Annotated in this window: 21 protein-coding genes and 2 pseudogenes; 14 read left to right on the top strand and 9 right to left on the bottom strand. The window is 67.3% G+C overall.

Annotation, left to right across the window (positions count from 1 at the left end):
- Positions 1-94 precede the first annotated feature (94 nt).
- The 5 genes and pseudogenes from ACFYXH_RS13705 to ACFYXH_RS13685 all read left to right on the top strand — a co-directional run.
- Positions 95-907, top strand: a complete 813-nt coding sequence (locus tag ACFYXH_RS13705; protein ID WP_389562302.1) for a TnsA-like heteromeric transposase endonuclease subunit — start codon at positions 95-97, stop codon at positions 905-907.
- A 27-nt stretch (positions 908-934) separates the two neighbouring features.
- Positions 935-1,729 (top strand): hypothetical protein, encoded by a 795-nt coding sequence (locus ACFYXH_RS13700; RefSeq protein ID WP_389562301.1) that lies wholly within the window; start codon positions 935-937, stop codon positions 1,727-1,729.
- Positions 1,722-2,201, top strand: coding sequence for a GntR family transcriptional regulator (locus tag ACFYXH_RS13695; RefSeq protein WP_389562299.1), 480 nt, complete (start codon positions 1,722-1,724; stop codon positions 2,199-2,201). Before ACFYXH_RS13700 ends, ACFYXH_RS13695 begins: the two co-directional genes overlap by 8 nt.
- 454 nt (positions 2,202-2,655) lie before the next feature.
- Positions 2,656-3,462 carry a hypothetical protein gene (locus ACFYXH_RS13690; RefSeq protein ID WP_389562297.1) on the top strand — a complete coding sequence of 269 codons (807 nt, stop codon included), beginning with the start codon at positions 2,656-2,658 and terminating at the stop codon, positions 3,460-3,462.
- Positions 3,459-3,673 (top strand): annotated as a pseudogene (locus tag ACFYXH_RS13685) (SixA phosphatase family protein); the annotation flags it as partial. The gene ACFYXH_RS13690 and the pseudogene ACFYXH_RS13685, both read left to right, overlap by 4 nt.
- Before the next feature lie 256 nt (positions 3,674-3,929).
- Here ACFYXH_RS13685 and ACFYXH_RS13680 read toward each other — a convergent pair.
- From ACFYXH_RS13680 to ACFYXH_RS13665, 4 genes are all read right to left on the bottom strand, one after another.
- A complete protein-coding gene (locus ACFYXH_RS13680; RefSeq protein ID WP_389562295.1) occupies positions 3,930-4,679 on the bottom strand; it encodes a hypothetical protein in 750 nt (249 codons plus the stop codon).
- Complete coding sequence (locus ACFYXH_RS13675; RefSeq protein ID WP_389562293.1) at positions 4,676-5,095, bottom strand: hypothetical protein; 420 nt, start codon at positions 5,093-5,095, stop codon at positions 4,676-4,678. Before ACFYXH_RS13675 ends, ACFYXH_RS13680 begins: the two co-directional genes overlap by 4 nt.
- An 84-nt stretch (positions 5,096-5,179) precedes the next feature.
- The gene (locus tag ACFYXH_RS13670; RefSeq protein WP_389562291.1) at positions 5,180-7,438 is read right to left on the bottom strand and encodes a glycoside hydrolase domain-containing protein; all 2,259 of its coding nucleotides are present in this window, start codon (positions 7,436-7,438) and stop codon (positions 5,180-5,182) included.
- Positions 7,439-8,411: 973 nt separating this feature from the next.
- Positions 8,412-8,903: a hypothetical protein gene (locus ACFYXH_RS13665; protein ID WP_389562289.1), complete on the bottom strand. Its 492-nt coding sequence runs from the start codon at positions 8,901-8,903 to the stop codon at positions 8,412-8,414.
- Between the two features lie 552 nt (positions 8,904-9,455).
- On the opposite strand from ACFYXH_RS13665, the gene ACFYXH_RS13660 reads away from it, so the two are divergent.
- From ACFYXH_RS13660 to ACFYXH_RS13645, 4 genes and pseudogenes are all read left to right on the top strand, one after another.
- Positions 9,456-9,974: a hypothetical protein gene (locus ACFYXH_RS13660; protein WP_389562288.1), complete on the top strand. Its 519-nt coding sequence runs from the start codon at positions 9,456-9,458 to the stop codon at positions 9,972-9,974.
- Positions 9,975-10,362: 388 nt separating this feature from the next.
- Complete coding sequence (locus ACFYXH_RS13655; protein ID WP_389562286.1) at positions 10,363-10,650, top strand: hypothetical protein; 288 nt, start codon at positions 10,363-10,365, stop codon at positions 10,648-10,650.
- Between the two features lie 364 nt (positions 10,651-11,014).
- Positions 11,015-11,494 (top strand): annotated as a pseudogene (locus ACFYXH_RS13650) (replication initiator); the annotation flags it as partial.
- The gene (locus ACFYXH_RS13645; RefSeq protein WP_389562284.1) at positions 11,487-11,699 is read left to right on the top strand and encodes an excisionase family DNA-binding protein; all 213 of its coding nucleotides are present in this window, start codon (positions 11,487-11,489) and stop codon (positions 11,697-11,699) included. The pseudogene ACFYXH_RS13650 and the gene ACFYXH_RS13645, both read left to right, overlap by 8 nt.
- A 302-nt stretch (positions 11,700-12,001) precedes the next feature.
- Here the strand turns inward: ACFYXH_RS13645 and ACFYXH_RS13640 are convergent, their stop codons facing one another.
- From ACFYXH_RS13640 to ACFYXH_RS13630, 3 genes are all read right to left on the bottom strand, one after another.
- Positions 12,002-12,409, bottom strand: a complete 408-nt coding sequence (locus tag ACFYXH_RS13640) for a hypothetical protein (RefSeq protein ID WP_389562282.1) — start codon at positions 12,407-12,409, stop codon at positions 12,002-12,004.
- 345 nt (positions 12,410-12,754) lie between these two features.
- The gene (locus ACFYXH_RS13635) at positions 12,755-12,937 is read right to left on the bottom strand and encodes a hypothetical protein (protein ID WP_389562280.1); all 183 of its coding nucleotides are present in this window, start codon (positions 12,935-12,937) and stop codon (positions 12,755-12,757) included.
- A gap of 215 nt (positions 12,938-13,152) precedes the next feature.
- Positions 13,153-13,437, bottom strand: a complete 285-nt coding sequence (locus ACFYXH_RS13630) for a helix-turn-helix domain-containing protein (protein ID WP_389562279.1) — start codon at positions 13,435-13,437, stop codon at positions 13,153-13,155.
- Positions 13,438-13,534: 97 nt separating this feature from the next.
- On the opposite strand from ACFYXH_RS13630, the gene ACFYXH_RS13625 reads away from it, so the two are divergent.
- The 3 genes from ACFYXH_RS13625 to ACFYXH_RS13615 all read left to right on the top strand — a co-directional run bounded on the left by ACFYXH_RS13625 (position 13,535) and on the right by ACFYXH_RS13615 (position 16,285).
- Positions 13,535-15,289 (top strand): serine/threonine-protein kinase, encoded by a 1,755-nt coding sequence (locus ACFYXH_RS13625; RefSeq protein WP_389562277.1) that lies wholly within the window; start codon positions 13,535-13,537, stop codon positions 15,287-15,289.
- Positions 15,290-15,548: 259 nt separating this feature from the next.
- Entirely contained in the window at positions 15,549-15,770 is a 222-nt protein-coding gene (locus tag ACFYXH_RS13620) for a hypothetical protein (RefSeq protein ID WP_389562276.1), read from the top strand.
- A 347-nt stretch (positions 15,771-16,117) separates the two neighbouring features.
- Entirely contained in the window at positions 16,118-16,285 is a 168-nt protein-coding gene (locus tag ACFYXH_RS13615; RefSeq protein WP_389562274.1) for a hypothetical protein, read from the top strand.
- Between the two features lie 584 nt (positions 16,286-16,869).
- Here the strand turns inward: ACFYXH_RS13615 and ACFYXH_RS13610 are convergent.
- Together ACFYXH_RS13610 and ACFYXH_RS13605 are read right to left on the bottom strand one after the other, a co-directional pair.
- Complete coding sequence (locus ACFYXH_RS13610) at positions 16,870-18,840, bottom strand: NACHT domain-containing protein (protein ID WP_389562272.1); 1,971 nt, start codon at positions 18,838-18,840, stop codon at positions 16,870-16,872.
- A gap of 372 nt (positions 18,841-19,212) precedes the next feature.
- Positions 19,213-19,767 carry an ImmA/IrrE family metallo-endopeptidase gene (locus ACFYXH_RS13605; RefSeq protein ID WP_389562271.1) on the bottom strand — a complete coding sequence of 185 codons (555 nt, stop codon included), beginning with the start codon at positions 19,765-19,767 and terminating at the stop codon, positions 19,213-19,215.
- Positions 19,768-19,789: 22 nt separating this feature from the next.
- On the opposite strand from ACFYXH_RS13605, the gene ACFYXH_RS13600 reads away from it, so the two are divergent.
- Both ACFYXH_RS13600 and ACFYXH_RS13595 read left to right on the top strand, forming a co-directional pair.
- Positions 19,790-20,206, top strand: coding sequence for a hypothetical protein (locus ACFYXH_RS13600; protein WP_389562269.1), 417 nt, complete (start codon positions 19,790-19,792; stop codon positions 20,204-20,206).
- The gene (locus ACFYXH_RS13595) at positions 20,199-20,405 is read left to right on the top strand and encodes a helix-turn-helix domain-containing protein (protein ID WP_389562268.1); all 207 of its coding nucleotides are present in this window, start codon (positions 20,199-20,201) and stop codon (positions 20,403-20,405) included. The genes ACFYXH_RS13600 and ACFYXH_RS13595 overlap by 8 nt, the downstream gene beginning before the upstream one ends.
- The last annotated feature ends 88 nt before the right edge of the window (positions 20,406-20,493 follow it).

Raw genomic sequence — 20,493 nt, 5'->3', positions numbered from 1 at the left:
CTCGTTGGGGTGACGCCTTCCGCGTCCGGGGCACGGGGCTCCGCGGGGTGTTCCACGCTCGCAGTGCAGGGCTGAGGGCGGCGGGGAGGTGCTCGTGGGTGAGCCTGCGGAGACGGCACCCGCCTGGGAGTTCGCGGCTGACGTCCAGGTGGGCTTCGTCGGTGCCGATGGTGCGCGGCGGCTCGGGCCACTGGCCCGTTACTGGGGTGAGCCCTTTGAACTTGGCTCACCGGCGCGGAAGTTCGCCGCGTTCAAGGGGCAGAAGAACTTCACGGGCGACTATTGGGCGGTGACGTCGCGTTCTCTGGTGGGCTACGAGTCGTGGGTGGAGCGCGATGCGGCGATGGCCCTGGACTTCGATCCCGCCGTCGTGGCTCTGGCCTCCCAGCCGTTCCGCCTGGTCTGGCCTGACGACGAGCGGGATCGCGAGCACACCCCGGACTACTTCGCTCGGCTGGCCGACGGGACTGGCGTGGTCGTCGATGTCCGGCCGCAGAGCCTGGTCGACGAGGAGGCCGCCGAGGTCTTCGCGTTCACCGCGCGGATCTGTGATGTCCCCTCTCCGTCGATATGGTCTGCGTCTCAAGTGGTCTGGTCCGATTCGCCTCTTGTCTCAGGTGATCTGGTACGACGCGCGGGAAGCGGTCATGCACACAACGTGGATCAGCACGCGAGGGAACGCGCGATGCGGAATCCCACGTCGTCACCGTGGGCTGAGCCGGCCCAGGGGCACCCCTGGGCCGGAGGGCGTCCCCTCCTTGCGCCGGAGGGAACCTCCTTGCGCCGGAGGGAACCCCCTTGCGCCGGAGGGAACTCCCTTGTGTCAGAAGCCGTCTCCCTTTGCATCGCCTTGTATCGAGCGTTTGACACAAGATCCCGACCAGGGCATCTTGTACCCACCGCTTGATACAAGATGATCTGGGGGGATCTCCATATGCTCGACACCGTCCCGCTCCAGTCCCGGTTCCTCGACCACGCCGACCACTACGCCCGCTGGTCCGGTCTGGCCATCGGCATCGTGGCCGCACAGCAGTTGGTCACGATGGAGAGCGGCGACATCACGATGCCCCTCGTGTTCGCCATCACCGCTTTCGGCCTGTGCGCGGTGGGCGGTGTCCTGCTCGGCGACGCCCTGACCCTGCGTCCCCAGGAAACGGTACGCACCGCGAGTCTCGCCCCGCGCCTGCTCCGAGCCCACGTGCCGCCCCGTATGGCGCCCCTGCTTCTTCTGCAGGCGGCGTCCCTCGTCACCCTGCTGGTGATCGGTGCGGTCACGGCCTCCTCCGACCCCGACCGGATAGGCAGAGCGGGGCGTGTCATGACCGTCACCTGCGAAGGGATGCGCGCTTCCCTCGGTCCCTGGCCGGGCCTGTACTACAGCGGCCCGATGTTCGCCGCCCTCGCGGTCGGAACCCCCGCCTGCGTCTGGGCCCTGCGCCGTATCGCCCACGGCCCGGGCGACGACCAGCAGCGCCGCGACCGCGCGTGGGCGATTACCGGAGCCTGGGGGCTGATGGTGTCGAGCCAGGTGCTGCTCGTCGTTCTGATGATCTTCGTCGCGCTCACGGAGAAGGCCTGCGCCGGCCCGCTGGGCGCCGCCACCATCGTGGTGATCTGTCCCCTGGGCCTGCTGAGCCTGTTCACCTTCGGATGGTCCCTGATCACCGTGGTGGCCCCCCGGGCGGTCGACGACGAGGCAGCCGACGATGGGACCTTCGACGATGAGTGACCCCGCCGTCCGCGTCGACACCACCAGCCAGGTACCGCCGTACGAGCAGATCCGCGCCCAGCTGGCCGCGCTGATCCGCACCTGTCGGCTGGCCGAGGGCGAGCGCCTGCCGACTGTGCGCCAGCTCGCCGCCGACCTCGGTCTGGCGCCGGGCACCGTGGCCCGCGCCTACCGCGAGCTGGAGGCCGCCGAGCTGATCCGCACCCGCCGTGGCGCGGGCACCCGGGTCGCGGCGCTCCCGTCCGAGCCGCACGCGCACGATGCCGACCAACTCACCACTCTGGCCCGGCACTTCACCTCTTCCGCCCGAGCACTCGGCGCCGACACCGAGGACATCCTGACCGCCGTCCGCGACGCCCTGGACCCGGGGCCCGCCTCCTCTTCGGCCACCGCCGACAGCGGAGCGGGTGGCCCCAAGACGGCCGAGGCGTCGGCGCAAGTCACAGGCGTGAGGCTTGAGCAGCAGGCGTAAGCAACAGACGAGGCAGAGGTACCGGTGAGCCACTGTTACGCCACGGCGCACTGAAACGTTCCGTTCCTACGGTCCTGGCGCAGCCGGAGAACCTCCATCCCGCATCGGCCGGAGGAACCGCCGGCCTGGGGCTTTCATATGGAGTGGGTGACGGGAATCGAACCCGCGCTCCGAGCTTGGGAATCAACCAGCACTTGATCGCCAGACATGTTCCTGACCAGCGGAAACGCTGCACAGGTGTGCGGCTGGGTAGCGGCCGGACGGTGCCCGTAGTGACCCCTGCTTACCCTACGAATCGCACGTAGTGGCACGTGGGGTGCGTCGGGTTCGGCTGCAGGGCCGGCCGCGAGCGGCTGCGATGAGGCCGCACCGACCGAACCCGGGTTTCTATGGCCCGAGGCTTCATCTGCCAGCTTCCTCCGTACCGGAGGTTTCCACGACTAGCCTCCGCAGCATGCTGCGTATCGCCGACGCCCGCACCGGCCACCTCGTGGAGATTCCCTCCGCGCACCGCCACCTCCTGCGCATCTGTGTCCACCTACCAGTCATCGACAACGGGATCGGCGCGGTGCACCTGCGCGTGCTGCTGCTCGGCGACGTACTCGCGCGCACCGCTGAGCTGCACGGCCTGCAGACCCTGACGGTGCTCACCGCACCGGACCTGCCGCAGGAGCAAGTTCAGGCGCTCGACCGGGTCATGGCCGTACTCGGCATCCACCCGCCCGCCACGGTGCGTGCTCACGATCCGAGTCGGACACCGAGCGCTCTCGCCGACGTGCACGTGTTCGCGCTCGGCACCGACCAGCAAGACAGCGTCGACGGGGTACGGATCGACGTGGGCCAGGTCGGCACAGCACCCCCGGGCGAGGGTGGCCCAGGCTCCCCGGACGCAGCCGCCGCAGAGGGAACCGATCCGCTGGCTGTCAGGATGCTGTTGCTCGGCCATGCCTACCGCACGCCCGTCATGGTCACCGGTGCCGCGCTCGTCGAGGCCCGGCGGACACTGCGGCACTGGCGGCAACTGGTGGCCGACTGGGCGCAGGAGCCATCCAGGCCGATCCCTGCCGACCTGATGCGACAGGCTCATGCCGCGCTCGCAGACGATCTCGGCGTCCCCGCCGTCCTGGACATGCTGCGCAGCGTGGAGAGGGACGCGGAAGTGCCGGCCGGTGCCAAGTTCGAGACGTTCGCCCATCTCGACCGCGTCCTCGGGCTGGACCTCGCGCGCGAGGTCGGCCACCAGCACCAGGAGACGCCGTGAGCGCAGGCGACTCCCGGCGCCTGGTCGTGCTGCGGCACGTCAAATCCGCCTGGCCCGACGACGTGGCCGACCACGAGCGGCCTCTCGCCCCGCGCGGCTGCCGCGACGCCCCGGCGCCGGCCGCTGGCTGCGCGAGGCCGACTGCGTTCCCGACCTCGTCGTGTGCTCCACCGCCCGGCGCACCCGCCAGACAAGGGAGGCTTGTTGCGCGTGCAAGTGGTGGCGTACAGGGTGATGTGCAGAGCTGCGTCCAGGGTTTGGCGCTCGGTGAGCCGGTTCATGGACCGGTTCGACGCCACAGCCAGTCCCGGGGGCGGCGGCCCGGCCGCTGCTGTGCGGTACGTGAGCTGGTGCCTGAGCGGGCTTCGACCGTCAGGTGCCTGGATCTCGCCGCGCTTTCATCCGAGGACGCCGTCCCCGGCAGGGTGGAACCCTGCCGGGGACGGGCGCGTCAGGCGTCGGATCGCTCAGCGGTAGCGGGCGGCTTGGCGGCGCCGTGAGGGCTCCGTCACGTCGGGTACCACCCCGGCACCCGCGCCCGGAGTTTCGTCCCAGGCCCGGATCTTGGCCGCGACCCGCTGCAGACGTGCGTCCCCCGGACGCACGGTGAGGTAGAACAGGCCCTCGTAGGGGCGGCGGTCGTCGCCGCCCCAGCGGGCGACGCCTTCGGTGTCGGCGATGATGTCGCGGATGATCAGCTGCTGTCCCGTGGTGAAGCCGCCCCGCACGCCGGGCGGATAGGAGTCCGGCCGGATCACGACGGCGGTGCCGGACGCCTGGTTCGACTCCGGGAGCCGGCTGTCGCGGACCGCCGACGGTGTCACCCAGCCCTCGACCGGGTTCGGTTCGCCGTGCAGGCCGAGGGCGTCGACCTCGTAGTGGAAGCGGCGGATCACATACACCAGAACCGTGTCCACATCGCCTTTTCGCACTGCGATGCTCAGGCCAGTGCCGGACACAGGACGCGTCACGATGTCCCCTTCCGGGTCGACAGCCTTCTGCATCTCCCACCGGTTGGCGGAGGGGCGTCCCGTATGGAGGCGACGGCGTCGGGCTTCGAGGCGGCGCAGTGCCTCCTTCAGCTTGTCGTTCTTGAGAGGTTGGGGCGCTGCGGTGGCCGGGGTGGCAAGAAGACCTGTGGTGGCAAGGCTTGCGGCGGCTGTGATGCCAGCCGTTGTGGTGAGGACGTGTCTGCGGGTTATGCCGGTGCGGCTCAACTGGGGCGTTCCTTTCTCTGAGATAGCGAGTTGCACTGTTTGCGGTGGAGGACGACCGAGGCGATTCCGGCCGCCACAGCAGTTAACAGAAGGGCGGCGATGGACGGGTTGATGTAATCGGGGATGACGATGGAGTGGCTGCGTCCGTCTGACATGTGACAGATGAGTCGAAGCGGGATGAAGTCACCCGCAGCTTCGTTCAATTTGACGCCATTTTCCAAGTCGCTCAATGTGAAGCAATCTTCTCCTCCCTCCTTCCCGTAGAGAAAGAAGATGTGGAGACATCCCCAGACGTAGAGGGCGAGTGACACAGTGGTGAACAGGATGGAAATGTCGCGCCATCGAGTCGCCGGGGTGTACGCGCGACGGCGACGTTGAGTGACCGCTGAGCCCAGATAGACGGCAAGAGCGGCCACGGCAACGATTCCCCCGAATATGAGGGAGACCAGTACCAGTCCATTGTGGCCTGTATAGGGTCCGGACGCCGTGATCACGATGCGTCAGGACCCGCGGATGATGTTGTTGTACTTCTCGAATATCGCATAAAGCGGCATGCGCAACTTAGCGTCCTTTTCGGCCACGGGGCCTGATCCCTGGTACCGACGGAGGATCTCGAACGTCTCCGTGTCGGTGTAGTCGAGTGCGGGACGGCGGATCGGGGTCTCGGCATGGTCACCCGCCTTTCCGTCGGCCGCCCAGATGTGCAGGTGCGGGACGGTACTCACATTGAACACGTTGTCCTGGTTCACCTTCTGCCACATCGCCCACCTGTCGCCGTCGGCGGTCGAGTCGAGGATCTCACCCTCCAGGAGCCCCGCACGGATCGAGCTGTTCCGCGACAGAATGCACGTACGTCCCGAGACCTTGGCGACGCCGGTGCTGGAGTCGACCAGCCTGCTGACGCCCGGCAGATCCTTGCCCCAGTCCGGAATGACGCCGGTGTGGTAGAGGACCACGCCCGCGTCCTCCGTCACGTCCTTGTAGCTGTAGTGGCAGAACTCCCAGAAGGCCGACGTTTGGATGAGGGCCTTGCGCATGCGGTACCGGCGGGCCGCCGACGTGATGGCTGCGTCGAGGGTCATGATTGTTTCTAGACACTGTTTCCTGGTGTAAACATAACCATTGCCCGTTTCGCCGCCGCTCGTCGGTCTGCCTATGGATTCCATATAGCCTTCGGCTTCCTTCAGCAATGCCTCCCAGTAGGAGAGGCTGAAACCGATGTCGAGCTTCTGGGGTGCAGCGGGGTGGAAGTCGCCCTGGCCGGTGTCGCGTCCGGAGGCGATGTTGTTGTCGATCTCGATCCGGCCGTCACCGGAGCTGACCACCTTGGTGACGATCTGGTCGAAGGCCCAGTTCTCCGGCATCGCGTAGCCGAGGTTTCCGGAGAAGCCGGACGACATGTCGGACACGAAACTGGTGTCCGCGTAGCCTTCCGCGGAGATCCGGGAGCACGCGTTGCGCGGGCCGTAGACCCCGATCTTGTAGGGGCTGCCCAGCCGGTCCATCTGCTCCTTGACGCTCCGGAAGTACGGCAGGATGTGCGAGGTGACCTCGTCGTTCACCGCGTCGTAGTCGACCGCGAAGTAGATGCGTGACCCCGGCTTGAATCCGTGCTCCTCCGCCTTGAACGCGGCGTTCATACAGTCCGCGACGCCCTGCGAGACGCTGTAATAGTCGACCGAGCGCGCCCATGTCTGGTAGATCGGGAAGCAGCGCAGCCCGTACTGCTTGATGGTCGCAAGCTCGCCCGGCTGGATCTCCTTCTCCGGCAGGCTGGTGGTGGAGGGGTTGTACAGGTAGCGGCCGATGTACTTGTAGCCAGCGCTCTTCAGGGCTTGCGCGCGGGCGGGGGTGATCTTCGTGATGCCGTCACACGCCTCGCCCTGACGGGTCTGGTCGCCGTAGGAGACCAGCAGGGAGGACCATGTCCCGAAGTCGCCCTGTCCGTTGACGGCGAGCTTCATGAACGCCTGGAACACGCTGACGCTGTCGGCCAGTGAGGAGGTGAACGAGGTCGAGAAGGACACGGGGCGCTTGTTGAGCACCATGGCGGCGGTGAAGAGCTGCACCCACACCCCGGAGGAGCCGGTGGACAGCGTGTGACTCTTCAGGCCGGCCTGCGTGCCGGGGCCGAACGCTCCGTTCGCGACACCATCGGCCATGCCCAGTTCGTACTGGACGGCCAGGAGCATCGACTTGGCGACGTCACGGGAGTGGTGACCGTCGCAGGGGATGACGTAGTAGTCCTTGCGGAGTACGTACCGGCCGTTCAGCCACTGCTGGATGGAGCGGATGGTCTCCGAGCCGCTGTTGACGGTGACGTAGGCGTCCATGTTGAGCAGGCCCTTGACGACCTTCGGCCACAGGGAGCTGCCCGGGTAGGTGCCGTCCACGCCCATGTTCTGGTTCAGCTTCAGCACCGCGGCCTTGACGCGGGAGTTGTACTTGCCGTCGATGTCACCGCCGTCGTAGCCCTTGCAGTACAGGGCGGACTGGATGATCCGGCAGAAGTTCGCCGACGGGATCGTGGTCTCGTCGAGCTTGCCGTACTTCTCCTGGAGCGCTGAAAGGGTGCCCGGACCGAAGCTGTCGGACAGCGCGGTGATGCCCATCTCGTACTGTAAGGCGCGAGTGAGCGCGTACATGACGGTCCAGCTGGTCTGGCCGTTCTCGTCCAGCTTGGATATGCCGAGGGTGGCACCATTCCCGTACGTGGTGTTGATGAATCGTTGGGCGCGACGCACCATTTCGTCAGCCATCGAGCTTCCTTTCGTGCGGGCACGAGATCGGGACGGGGCACAAGTGCCCGGAAAATTAGGGTGATCTGAGCATCGGAGCGCGGCCGAGAGCGCGGTCCGGACATGCGTCGGCCCGGGTGGTCTGCGGATCGGTACGGCCCTGTCGGGAATCCGGCGGGGAGTGGCCGGTCGAACGGCGTGAGAGACGAGGAGTACGGGGCACCGGGCGCCCGGCCCGCGAAGACCGCGGCCGAGGCGGCCGCGACGCGGATTCAGGCAAGCTCAGGCCGGGCGAACATCCCGGGTGGTGGAATTGGCGCTCCGGGGGCACTCTCCGGCGCGCCGGTCGAATAGGGCGCCGGTCTTAGGGCATCCGCGAGAGGGGTGAGAGACCCGAGGCCGCGCCTGGCACAGTGGTATCACCCACGTGAACGAATTGCTTGCCACTGATGGCCTGCATAAGTGAAATCCCCCCTGGAGTCCAGCAATTGCCCACCCCGCGAGCGCCCCTCCCCGGGCCCTTCGCGACAACTAAGAACCTAAGTCAGCCGGGGTGGCGGCGAGAAGGCTTTTGAGCGCGGCAAGGCCATGCGGGGCAGTCGGCCGGTGTCACCAAGGGTGATCGGGGCGCCGGAATACTTGGCTTATGTACGGGAATTGCACCGCTTCTGCCGCTTCTGCTGCTTCTCCACGGATGTCAGCGGCGAGACTCGGCCACTCGATCATGTGTTCGCGTACTGGTCTGCACCTTCGGCATGGCCGACTCGGCCCCCGTACCCCAAGGTGATCGATGGGCTTTCAGGATCATCAACGAGCGGCCCGCCGGGAGGGATTGTCGGCCAGGCTGCTCAACGGTGTTGTCGTGGATAGTGGTTCGCGGACGGGCGAGCAAAGAGTGACCAGCAGTGCGCGTGTGTCGTTGATCACAGCCTGAGGCGCCGGGCGTCCATCTCCGGCCGGATCGCGAGGACCGCGAACGCTCCGGTGAGCAGCATCACGCGGCCGTGACGAGAAAGCCCGTCGTGTAGTCGGAGGCCGTGCTTGAGCGCCCAGGACACCCCGAAGGCACTGGAGATGCCGCCGAGGACCGTGCCGGTCGACAGGAGCCGGTGGTAGGGAATGCGCTCGGTACGGGCCGGTCCGGCTTTCGCCCTGGCGCGCGGTGCACGGTCACTTCCCGGCGTACGAGGGCCTTTCGAGGGCGATGCTCTTCACGCGACTCCGTCCGGTAGAAGCGTTCCGCGTAGGTGCCGGTGCCGGCCAGGAGGTCGGCGAAGGTGGTCCAGGCGTGCCGGATCGGGCGGTACATCTTCCGGGCCGGGTGCATCTGCGAGCCGTGCATCCGCAGGACGGTGACCTTGTCGAGGATCACGTCGGTGATGTCGACAAGCTCGGAGGTGAGGGCGGGGCCGGTTCGAGCACGGAAGAGGTGGCGGTCGCAGTCGGCGAGCGTGCGGCTGAGTTCTTCCAGCCATCGACCGATCACTAACGGTGCAACCGTGATCACTGTGAGTGGATGTATCCACCACGGCAGAGGGTGGTTGCGTCCGTTTCCAGCCTCAACGTGCAGAAGGTATCCGGCGCGCTCAGGAAGTGGACGTCGAGCTTCGCTCGTCGTCGCGCGCTGAGGCAGAGGGGAATTTAGGGTCAAATCCACATGTAGGGCGTCGGCTTGGCTAGCGAGAACGTTTTCGACGCGTGGCGGGGGTGGTGCCAGGAAGCCCCTTGATGGGCATGTGATGCAGGACATGTCCCGTTGCTTCGTGTGGCTCCAGGTGACGCTCGGCGGCCTAAATGCCGCGTATAGCTAGAGCGCCGGTGTGCTACGTAGCTCTCCGTAGCTGCAATTGCCGCGAGGGAGGCGATGGCCGGTCTAGACCCCTTGGGGACGGCACGAGCGCCTCCTAGGCTCTCGTCTGGTCGTGAGAGGGCGCACGCGGACTGGGGGTCTGGGAAGTCCGGGCAACCTTCAATGGCCTCTTGCCGATCCGGTCAAGATCATTCGTTTGCACTTGGTGCATTCATGAGGGGGACCTACATGCTGGCCATAGCCAGATCCACCACTCGCTTAGCGGTTGCCGCCGCCACCACCGTCGCTGCCCTGGCTGTCGCTGCGCCTCAGGCGTCCGCCGCTGAGGATCCCACTGGCACCGACGTGAAGGTGTCCGTCGAGGTGTCCACGGAGACTCGCGAGTTCGCCGTGGCCAACCCGGGTGAAGTCGCGGCTGCAGCGAACGCGTGTGGCTCGGGGTACACATTGACCAAAGCCATACCGCTGCCGGTGGGTACTGACCCCAGGCTGCGCCTTGCAACTGTGTTCACCTACAACAGTCAGGCAGGCGGGTGCCTCATCTTCGACAACAACACGGGCAGAGCCCAGAGTATGACGGCGAAGGTTTGCGACGGGTACCCGGGCACCAAGTGCGACTCCGACACTGGCACGTTCAGCCAGTACGCCGGTCCCGTCTACACCAAGTACCCCGTGTGCGCCACCGTCACCGCAAGGATGTCGAACTTCATCAACTACACCTCCCAATATGCCTTCTCGTGCAACTAGGCGGCGGCCCGCGCCGCGCCGCCGGACTGTCGCCTGGGGCGGAGCCCTGGTGCTGACAGCGGCAATAGCAGCTGGAACGGTCTTTGTTCTCACCGGAGGGGACGGGGGGAGCGACAGAACGGCCGGCGGCCCGCCCGGTTCATTTACGCCCAGTGGACCCCCGTCTGTCGGTCGATCGGCAGAGTCAGCGACAGGGGCGGAGCCGCCTTCAAAATCCACCGAGGCGACGCCTGCACCCACACCGTCGTCATCTCAGCCTGCGGCGCAGGATCGCATCAGCGCCGAGATCGACGAGCGGCGGGCAGCGGCTGCCAGCGGCGACCCCATCACCCGCAGCACACCGACCGGCACGGCTCAAGGCAATGAGGAGTTCGGACAGCCAGCCCTTGTGAGCGGCGATGTCACGGTCTTCAAGCCCCGTCGTGACAGGGGATCGTTGACGGTGCCGCTGAGCATCACCAACAGCGGCAAGGAGCGAGCCTTCTACCAAGTCGAGGTACGCATCACCGGGCCGGGCGGATTCGACGCGACGGTACGAGTCGACACCGAGGCGGTCGCCCTTTACCCCGGCACGTCGTGGCCCACTGAACTCACCGTGAAGGATCCCGGCAAGCCTCTGCCGGACAACCCGGTCGTGTCGATCGTGAAGAACTACAAGCGAGAGCTGCAGAGCTGACCAGCAGCAGGCGGCCCCCGCAGGTTCCTGTGGGGGCCGCCTGCCTGATCCACTGCCCGGCTACGACCGTGAACTTCTCAAGGCGAACCCCGGCCGGGACGCCGAGGCGGACGCGGAGCCGTCGAAAGCCCTCGACGAGGTCAACCCAGGGTGTCTCCCTCACCCCAGGCGACGTGCTGATCGCCGACAGCTTCCGCACCAGGCGCACGCGCGGGCGCCGTTCACGCCGCGCCGGGACGGCCAGGACCGGCGGCTGCACCGTGTGTACATCCGCAGCGACTCCTACGGCCAAACTGCCGACCGGGAGGAGCGGGCGGGCGACGTGGTGGCCTGCACGCTCCGCCGATAGACCCCGGCATTCCGTCAACGCGCCGTCGCGGCGTACATCGCCAAGAACGCCACCAAAGGCGCAGAGGCAGCGACCGGCACCCTGGACCGGCCCATCAAATTCCTTGCCGAGCTCGCCCATGCGCGCATCACGGACCACGCCCGACAGATGATCCGAACGGCCTGGCTGCTCGGCGCGCGCAGGGATCTGGCTGAGCTGCGGCTGAGGGCCTGGGCTCACATGCGCGGCTTCCGCGGCCACTTCTCGACCAAGACGCGCCGCTACTCGACCACCCTCGGCGCGCTGCGTAATGCCCGAGCGGAATGGAGGCGCGCTCAAGCGCTCGCGGCTCTGTCCGAGGAGTTCCGTTCGGTCGAGGTCGACCAGGACGACGAGACGACATACGTCGTCGCCCACTGGGCGTTCGCCGGCATCGGCCTGACCCGCGGCGAGGAATGGCTATCCGCCTCGCTCGCCCCCGCCCTCGGCACGGAAGGAGAACCCACCCATGGCTGAGCGGCTTCTGACCGTCGCGCAGGCTGCCGACCGGCTGGGCACGAGCGAGCGCTTCCCCCGTCGCCTGATTGCCGAACGGCGCGTGACCTTCGTCAAGGTCGGTCGGCATGTCCGCATCCCGGAGAGCGCGCTGGCGGCCTTCATCGACGCCAACACCATCCAGCCGGTCCGCCGCCGCCGTTCCCGCTACGGGAGGGCCGCCTGATGGCCAACAAAAAGGGCAGGCGGCGCACGTTTGGTGCGGTACGGAAGCTGCCATCCGGCCGCCCGTGAGGCCGAGGATGGCCAGGTAGTTGCAGGGGTGGTGTTCGTAGCGGTGGTTGAGTCGGCGGTATCCGGTCGCCAGGACCGGGTGCGCTCGATGACCCACCTGCGGCGGCCGAGTCGATGACTGGGCGGGAGCTACGAGGGTTCAGGCCAACGCGCGGCAGCGCGCGGCCTTGCCGTCCTCGACAGGGCCGCGCGCCGGGTCGGAGTATCACCGGCTCAAGTGAACCGACCAGGTGTTCAGTTGGAGTAGGTGTGGGTGTTGACCCAGATGGTCGCGTGGCCCTTCCGCTCCAGGTATCCGCGAATGGTGATTGTCTTGTTCTCGCGGAGGTCGAAGTTGCATCGCGTCGTCTTGCCCACACCGGATGCCTTGCACCAGCGGTACTTGCCGCTGCCGTCGGAGACCCGGACCCCCATGGTGTAGCCGTCGGCCGTCATGTCCTTGATCGAGACGGTGTCGCCGTTCGGGCACCAGGTAACGTCCCCGACGATGTCGTCCGCCTTGTTGACGTAATACCCGCCCCAGCAGCTGGCCTTCGCCTGGCTGGTCTGGGCGGCCACGGCAGGCGAGGCAGCGGCGGTGCCGAGGGCCACTCCGGTGGCCGCCAGAGCGGCCACAGCGGTCATGCGCAACTTACGCTTCATGTACGTTCCAGTGAGCTTGTCGGTGCGTATACGCAAGGTGTGTGCCTTTCAGGTTGGAATGTGCGCCCCGCCCGGTGCTTGATGATCAACGTAGTTCGGGGCGCACCTGTGTTGTCAGGCGTCCGGGTGCCCGGTCCTAGCCCCAGGGGTCCTTGATGCACGCGCGGGGGACCCAGCCCTCATTTCCCCGGTACTCCAGGTGGCTCCACTGGTTGTCTTTCTTGCCGCAGAGGTTGTAGGCCTGGCCGGACAAGCTGGATCCGTCGTTCCTGCACTCGCGGCCGTGCTTGCCCTTGGGGAGCAGACCGACGGCCGTGGAGTTCAGCTTCTTCGTCTTGCGGATCTTTACGCTCTCCCTCGCAGTGAGTGGGAAAAACCCGGGGATGCGGAGCCGCTGGCTGCAGTGGCTCGCGCGGTGGCGGCCGTCTCGGCCGAGCTGGGCGTGTCGGCCGTGGCGATCCCGCCGGGCAGGGTGGCGATCAGCGCGGCGCTGGCGATGCCGACCCCCGCCAACTTGCTCATCTTCATGCGTGGTTCCCCGTTCCCCGTCATGGGCACGGTCGAAGGACTGACGCCCTTGTTCCGTGAACGCGCGCACTGGTCCGTGCACGTAGAGCCCGTCATCACGCCGCCCAGGTTGGCCATCCGTGGAGCAGAGCAAGAGCACCGCTTTGAGCGACGGATGTCCCTCCAGGATGCTCGGATATGGCGGGAAGGTCATGAGCGCTGGGTACACAGTCCTGTTAGCAATGAGTCCACTCCTCCTCGGGGTTGTGGAGGGCCAGGTGCCGGTAGCCCTTGGGTGTCGTGCCGTAGGCGGTGCGGTGGGCGCGGCTGAAGTCGGCGGCGCGAGGAAAGCCCCACCGTGCGGCAATGGCATGAATGGGTGTACCGCACAGGGCGGGGTCGGCGAGATCACGGCGAGCGGCCTCCATACGTTGGCGGCGTAGCCGGGCGGCGACGGTGGCGACGCACGGCCAGGGACCGCCGTGCCCGCCATGGGCAACAACCCTGATGGGCAGCCACATACCTGCGCACGGCCGCCGCATTCCCCTCACGCCCCTGCCTCTACCCTTGAGGACTTCGGATTGATGGTTCACGAACAACCACGGAACGGAGCGTGCGGTGACCGCGGGGGAAGCGCATGGCGGAGAGCTGACGGGCAAGGTACTCGGCGGGCGTTACCGGGTGACCTCCATGATCGGGCGCGGCGGCATGGGAGTGGTCGCCCGGGCGGTGGACGAACTCCTGAACCGAGAGGTCGCCGTCAAGGTCCTGCGGGCTTTCACCGACACCTCCGCAGCCGAACTGGCCGACGTGCGGACCCGGATGCAGCGGGAGGCGCAGGCCGCCGCCCGCATCCGGCACAGCGGCGTGGTCACCGTGCACGACGTGACCGAGGAGCAGGGCCTCCCGGTCATCGTCATGGAACTCGTCGACGGGCCCTCGCTCGACGACGTGCTGACGGAGCGCGGCACACTGGAGCCGCACGAAGCCGCCGCGATCGGCGCCAAGCTGATGGACGCGCTCGACGCCGCGCACCGGGCCGGCGTACTCCACCGGGACGTCAAGCCGGGAAACGTGCTGATCGAGCACGGCGGCAGGGTCGTGCTCACCGATTTCGGCATCGCCAGCATGGAAGCCTCCGGCGACGACGCCATGGCCAAGCTGACCCAGAGCGGTCAACTCGTCGGTTCCCTCGACTATTTGCCGCCGGAGCGCGCGCAGGGCAGGGAGCCCGGTCCCGCGTCGGACATCTGGTCGCTCGGTATGACGCTCTACGCGGCCGTGGAGGGCACTTCGCCGTTCCGCCGCACGTCCGCGTGGTCCACCCTTTCGGCGATCGTCACCGAGCCCCTGCCGGAGCCCCGCCGGGCGGGACCGCTCACCCCGGTGCTCCAGGCGCTGATGGCGAAGGAGCCGGAGAACCGGCCCACCGCGGAACAGGCGCGCGGCATGCTGGAGCGCGTCGCCTCGGGCGGGACGGTGCACCTCGCATCCGCCGCTCCGACGCCGACACCCGCTCCCGCTCCCACGGTGGGTCCCGGGGCTGCGGCCGCCGCCGCACCGCCCCCCGGGTTCGGTCCCCCGCTGTTCCCCCAGCCCGCCCCGCAGCCTGAGCCTCCGCACGCCGGCTACGCGCAGCCCGACCTGCCGCCGACGCTGCCGCAGCACGGCGCGCCGGTCGCGGGCCACGCCGGAGTCCCCGCTCCCGAGACGAGCCGGACGTCAGCCCGTCGCGCACGGAGCCGCAGCAACCGCACCGTCGTCGCGGCAGCGGCCGCCGTCGTGCTCCTCGCCGCAGGCGGCGGCATCACCTACGCCCTGACTGCCCGACAGGGCGGCACGACCACGGACGGCGCACAGGCGACGCCGCCCGGCGTCGGCTCCCCCACGGACAGCCCCTGGCCGACCGGGGGCAGCACCCCGTCGTCCGCCGGTTCTCCCGGCACGTCCTCGAAGCCGCCGACCTCGGAGGAGCCGGACGGTCACGAGGACGAGGAGCTGGGCCCCACGAAGAAGCCCGGCGTCGAAGGCGACAAGCCGACCGAGAGCCCGTCGGCCTCTCCAGAGACCAAGCCCAGCCCGACGGTGAAGGAGCCCACCCCGGTGTCGACGGCCTGCACCGGCTGGGGCCACGAGAACCGCAGCGACGGCTACGGCTACCTGGCCGAGACGTCCCACCTCTACACCGGGCCGTACTCGGAATGCCAGTACGTGACCGCGGTCAAGACCGGTGTGAAGCTCTACTACCACTGCTACATCACCAACGCCTACGGCAACAAGTGGATCTACGCCCGTATCGATGGGACGAACACCGAAGGCTGGGCCCACAGCGCCAAACTCACCAAGGAGAGCGGCACCCTGCCCCGCTGCTAGGCGTTCCCAACCAGTGCTGTTACTAGGGGCGCAAGCCGCCACCGTGGTAGCCCCGCGACGGCCCGGGACCGCTTCAGAGGCGGTCTTTGGCGGCCCGCACCAGCTGGCTGGACGGGGACGTTTGCTGCAGTTGCGGTACTGCGCTGCTGTAGCCGCGTGCTCAGTGCAGTCGCTCCGCCTGGTCGCCCTCGTAGGGCCCCGAGACTGCCCGACGATGCCGCATCCCCGTGGCTGGCATGATCCCCCTGGAGGGGCGGATGTGGACGTTGTGGAACTGATGGGGTGGCTAGCCGAGCGAGGGTGCTCGGTGGTCTTCAAGGCTGACGGTGAGAGATCACGGGGGCATCGCTGGATGGTGATCGTCTCCGGTGGTGTCTTGGGCGCGGAGTCGTTCTTCAGGTCAGATGAGGCGTCCGCCGACGCGTGCCTTGAGGCAACTCTCGCGCACTTGGAAGGCTTGGGGATTTCGCCGTTCGCCTGAGGCCTGAGCTTGGGAATCACCGCGCATTGGGGCCTCGGCTGCGGCCTGACCTGCGTACACGGGTGCCAGGGCTAACCTTAGGGCTCTTCCTGGCACCCGCTGTTGACCATGGTTTACCGACCCGTCGGGAACGGAGCGGGCACGAGCTGTGAGCACCGCTCTAGGAGTTCGATCGCTGTCCCTCTGTTGCGCGTAGGCCTGGGCCTCCGACTGCTGTACTGGGTCGTCCAAGGATGCGGCTGTGCGCCGTCGTTGATGTCAGCAGTAGATGTCCAGGACTGGAAGAGCTGGGGATGCAGGCAGGGCTTCAGAGGGTCGTCCGGGCGGTCCGCCCACTTCCACCAAACGTGTCGGCCGGAGCACTGCCACAGCGTGCGGCGGCGGCCCTGATCTATCAGCACTCGGACGTGGAGCGTCAGCAGGAGGTCGCGAGCGGGCTGGGCCAGCTGGTGCGGGCGGCCCGGCAGAAGGGCAAGGAGAAGCCTTCTGGTGCGGATCTGGTGCAAGGTGTTTAGCGCGGCCTAGACAACAAAGAAGCCCCGGGCCGCTGGCCTGGGGCTTTCATATGGAGCGGGTGACGGGAATCGAACCCGCGCTCTGAGCTTGGGAATCCAGAGAATGACGTTGCCGCTTCATACGCTGACCTGTATGAACCCTCGTAGCTCAGGGCTGAGCCAAGCGCGCGATGTCACCGCAGTTGACCGTGACTGTCCGTCCTGAGTGGTGCGAAGTGGTGCGCGATTCGACAGCGGAACCGCCTGCGGCGCCTGCGGCCCATTGAGGTCAGCTTTGCCGACGGGCTGCAACATTCGAGGATGTTGCAGCCATCTGTAACCGGACACCCCGAACAACCTCTGATTCGAGTGTCCGGGTGGTTCTCCCAGGTCAGAGTTTTAACCGGACAGTCGGACAGCCCGGAAACCCCTCGATCGTCGCTTCGGATCACGCTGGGTCGGGAGTGACGGTCATTCACTGGCCGCCGCCAGCCCGGATTGCCCCCGACCGAAGCACCTGGCCGGGTCTTTTCTGTGGACCTACCTGCGGAGGGTGTGGGATTTGAACCACGGTGACATCGCTGACCACGGGGGCGAGGCATTGGTCAGATGGTGGGCGGCCAGGGTTGCTGGGCGAGGTGGCGTTGCAGGTCGAGGTGGCGGAACTGGTACACCGCCCCAACCTGCCGCAGCACACCACGATGCTCGTGCGCATCCCGGAGCAACGTCATCAGATCCCGAGGGACTTTGTGCCGCACGGCCATGTACGACCTGGCTACTACCAAGCCTGTCCATGCTGTCAGCGCGATCCCGAACGCGATCCCGAACGCGAGCCCGAACGCGATCCCGCCCGCGATCCCGACCGCGAGCCCGAACGCGATCCCGACCGCGAGCCCGAAAGCGAGCCCGTACACGAGCCCGCCCGCGAGCCCGATCGTGAGGAAGACGCGGCGGTCCTGGTTGAGCAGCGCTGCGGGTCCGACCATGGTGGTCAGGTCAGATTTTTCTGCCGCGATCCCGCCCGGGAGCCAGACCGTGAGCCCGGCCAGGAGCCCAAACGCGAGCCCCGCTGTGCGCCCGACCGTGAGTGCGCTCGCGAGCCCGCCCGCGAGCCCGAACGCGAGCGAGCCTATGAGCGGGCCGGATGTCCAGCGCGGTCGTGCACTTGGTGCACTTGCGGGTGGGAACACGAGTCCAAAGACGAGCCCGAGCGTGAGCCCGCATACAAGCCCGATCGCGTATCCGATCGCATGTCCGAATATGTGCCCAAATGCGAGTCCAGACGTCAGTCCAAACAAAAGCCCGAACGTGAGTCCGGCCGCGAGGCGGTGGACATACGCGGGAACGGCGTGGCGGAGTTCCCACCAGGCCAGGTCAGGGCTACCGCCGCGATTGGTCTCTAGGTGCCGGGCGAGGAGGACAAAGGTGCGGTAGGCCTGGGCCCCGGACCAGCGAGACGGGGGGGTGTGGTGGGCGGTGTATGCGGCGGGGATGAAGGCGTTGAATAGGTGGGTGTTGAGGGCGTCCCGGGTGGGGAAGGCAGTGGAATCGCACAGCTCATCTGGATGCGGAACGGGTCTAGGGATGGCCGGGGTGTGTGGGCGAGGGTTGTAGATGGTGCGGGTCAAGAACAGGCCCAAAGGGGTGCTCAGCGCCTCCCCGACGGGTGTATCGGTGCCCAGGTGGGCGGCCACGGTGGTCCAGCGGTCGGCGGCTGCGGTGTGCTCGCCGCCAGCGTCATGGCTCAGGTAGGCGGCTGCCTGGTCGGGGGTGAGCGGCAGCAGGTGGATACCGGCAGCGCCGTTGAGCCGAACCAGGGCGCCGGACCGTTGCACAGCGGTGCGGTAGGCGGTGGCACGGCTGGCTAGGACCAAGGACTGTTTCGCGGGTAGGGCTAGGTTAAGCGCATCAAGCGCATAGGCGTGCAGGGCAGGAGGCAGTTCGTCAAAGCCGTCGAGGAGCGGCAGGATACGCCGGGCATCCAACAGGGCTTGGGCTAAGTCGACCGGGTCCGCCCCAACCATGGGCTGCGGGGCGGCGGTGCGCAGGCCGGGGTAGCTACGGCGCAGTTGGTCGGCGAGCCAGCCCTGCAGGGGCTGGCGGGGATCCCAGGAGGCGAGGGAGATTAGCACTGGCACCAGGCCTCCGTCCGGCCGCTGTGCGATGAGGTCTTGCAGCAGACGGATCAGCAGCACGGTCTTCCCCGCGCCGGGCTCACCCAAGACCACCAAGCGGCGGGTGGGTACCCGCTGGGTGAACACCTCACCGATCTGCGCAGCAGCGCCCGTCAGCCCTGCGGCGTCCCCTGGCCACCGGGCAGGATCCCCTGGCGGGCCACCGGGCCAGGCGCGCGCCACCTCGGCCAACAGGGGCCAGGGCTCGACCAGATCAGGCTCAGCAGGACGCCAGGCGACCGACAACGGATACGGGTCATTGACCCGGCGGATAGCGGCCTCGTGGTCCCACTGCTTCTGTACCGCCTGGGCCAGCTGATCCGCGACCGTCTCTAGGTCCACGACAGCGGCTTCGATTCGGTCGTGATAGAAGGCCTTCCATGCCAGATATGCTGGCGCCACGGTAGGCATTAGGGCGACCGCCGTCGCTTCCGTGCCCAACCCGAAGTGCCGGGCCAGTGCCAGCGCCGCGACAGCCGCTAGCAACAACAAAAGCAAGTACCACACACCCACGCGCTTCGGCCGCCGGCCGTGCCCCCCGCCACTCATAGCGAGCATCCTGCCGTGTCTCGTCCCTGCCGGGGCACCGTTTCACAGGAGAAACCAGAACCATTCCTGACAAGGCGCCGCCTGAGCCAGCCACCCAAGAGGAAGACGCCTCCGGCTCCTGTGACCTACAGGGGGCGGCTTCGCCGACGGGCTGCAACACCCGAGGGGTACAGCCCGTCTGTAGGTCGCCTTCCGAATCGGCTGTCATCGCCTACTGGCGGGAGCTCAGATCACCCGGAGGCGTCGCTCTTGGGCAACAAAGGTCGTGTTCCTGGACGGGTCCGAGAACCCAGCGATCGAGGCGATCTCCTCCCGGGTGAGCCCCTTGCTGGCCATGGCTTCGCCAATTGACTGGGCCAAGGCAGGTACCTCGGGGATCAGTTCGTTGCTCAGGGGCTCTTGCGTGCGCCAACCCTTGTTGCTGAGAGCTTTATAGAGGTTGGTCCGCTTGTCGGAGCTGATCACGTTGAGGTCGCGAGCCCGCTCAATGAGTGCCTGCATCGACGTGCCCCATTCGCGCTTGAGGTCATGGAGGCGCCCCAGCGTGAGGTTCCTGAGTTGGGGGCGAATGACCTCCTCCGGCATCAAGAACTCCGCAGCGAACCGTGTCGCGTCCTCCTCCATCGTGAGGGTGACCTCGGATGAGTGCAGGCATAGGTGGCCAAGCTCGTGCCCCAGAGTCAATCTCAGGCGATCAACGGGCGCAGTTTGGTTGATCAAGACGACCGGATGGTCGTCCACCCATTGCGACAGGCGGGCCCGCGGGCAGGCAGACGGCATTCTGCACGTCACCGGACGCGACGTGAACGAAGCCGAATACGCGCTCCAGTTCCAAGACGCCTCCGGAGCCTGGCACCTGCTCGACGGCCCCGCCACCGACCACACCGTCGGCGACACCCGCGCCGCGATCCTGCGCTACGTACGAGCGAACCCGGGAGCCCGGCCCAAGGACATCGCCGAAGCGTTCCCGGACGCCGACGCGGACACCGTGCGCCGAACCTGCTCCCGCATGGCCGCTGACGGCCAGCTCGCCAAGGACGGCAGTGGCCAGTACTACCCGGACACCGAGACCCGGACACAGGCCACCCAAGAGGTGTCCCAGCTGTCCGACTGTCCGGTTACCCCACCTGACCAGCACGAACGACCCGGACAGCCAGAACTGGAGCTGTCCGGGCTGTCCGACTCTGGTCCTGAAGAGACGGGAGAGCGTCGTGCTTGAACCCCATCTGTCGGTGCGCGAGGCAGCCGAGTTCCTTGGCGGTGAGCGCTTTGTGCGACGCCTCATCGCCGAGCGGCGCATCACTTACGTCAAGGATCAGCGTCGTGTGCTCATCCCCGAGAGCGCCGTGATCGAGTTCCTGGCTGCTCGCACGGTTCCGGCGCTTGTGTCCCGCACGCGTCGTCGGAGGGCGGCCTAAGACGTCATCTCATTTGGTGAGTCTGCGGTAGCAGATGAGGGTGCAGGCGATGCTGGTGAAGGCGAGGAAGTGGTCGGCTTTGCGTTCG

This window comes from Streptomyces sp. NPDC002730, from assembly GCF_042888805.1.
Taxonomy (GTDB): Bacteria; Actinomycetota; Actinomycetes; order Streptomycetales; family Streptomycetaceae; genus Streptomyces.
Note: the sequence above shows the minus strand (reverse complement) of the source record. Positions and strands in the feature narration are given on the sequence as shown.

Coding starts and splice junctions, on each gene's coding strand:
- ACFYXH_RS13640 (WP_389562282.1), bottom strand. CDS start 12,409: ATGAAGCGTAAGTTGCGCATGACCGCTGTGGCCGCTCTGGCGGCCACC.
- ACFYXH_RS13695 (WP_389562299.1), top strand. CDS start 1,722: ATGAGTGACCCCGCCGTCCGCGTCGACACCACCAGCCAGGTACCGCCG.
- ACFYXH_RS13660 (WP_389562288.1), top strand. CDS start 9,456: ATGCTGGCCATAGCCAGATCCACCACTCGCTTAGCGGTTGCCGCCGCC.
- ACFYXH_RS13605 (WP_389562271.1), bottom strand. CDS start 19,767: ATGCCGTCTGCCTGCCCGCGGGCCCGCCTGTCGCAATGGGTGGACGAC.
- ACFYXH_RS13670 (WP_389562291.1), bottom strand. CDS start 7,438: ATGGCTGACGAAATGGTGCGTCGCGCCCAACGATTCATCAACACCACG.
- ACFYXH_RS13645 (WP_389562284.1), top strand. CDS start 11,487: ATGGCTGAGCGGCTTCTGACCGTCGCGCAGGCTGCCGACCGGCTGGGC.
- ACFYXH_RS13635 (WP_389562280.1), bottom strand. CDS start 12,937: ATGAAGATGAGCAAGTTGGCGGGGGTCGGCATCGCCAGCGCCGCGCTG.
- ACFYXH_RS13690 (WP_389562297.1), top strand. CDS start 2,656: ATGCTGCGTATCGCCGACGCCCGCACCGGCCACCTCGTGGAGATTCCC.
- ACFYXH_RS13700 (WP_389562301.1), top strand. CDS start 935: ATGCTCGACACCGTCCCGCTCCAGTCCCGGTTCCTCGACCACGCCGAC.
- ACFYXH_RS13630 (WP_389562279.1), bottom strand. CDS start 13,437: ATGTGGCTGCCCATCAGGGTTGTTGCCCATGGCGGGCACGGCGGTCCC.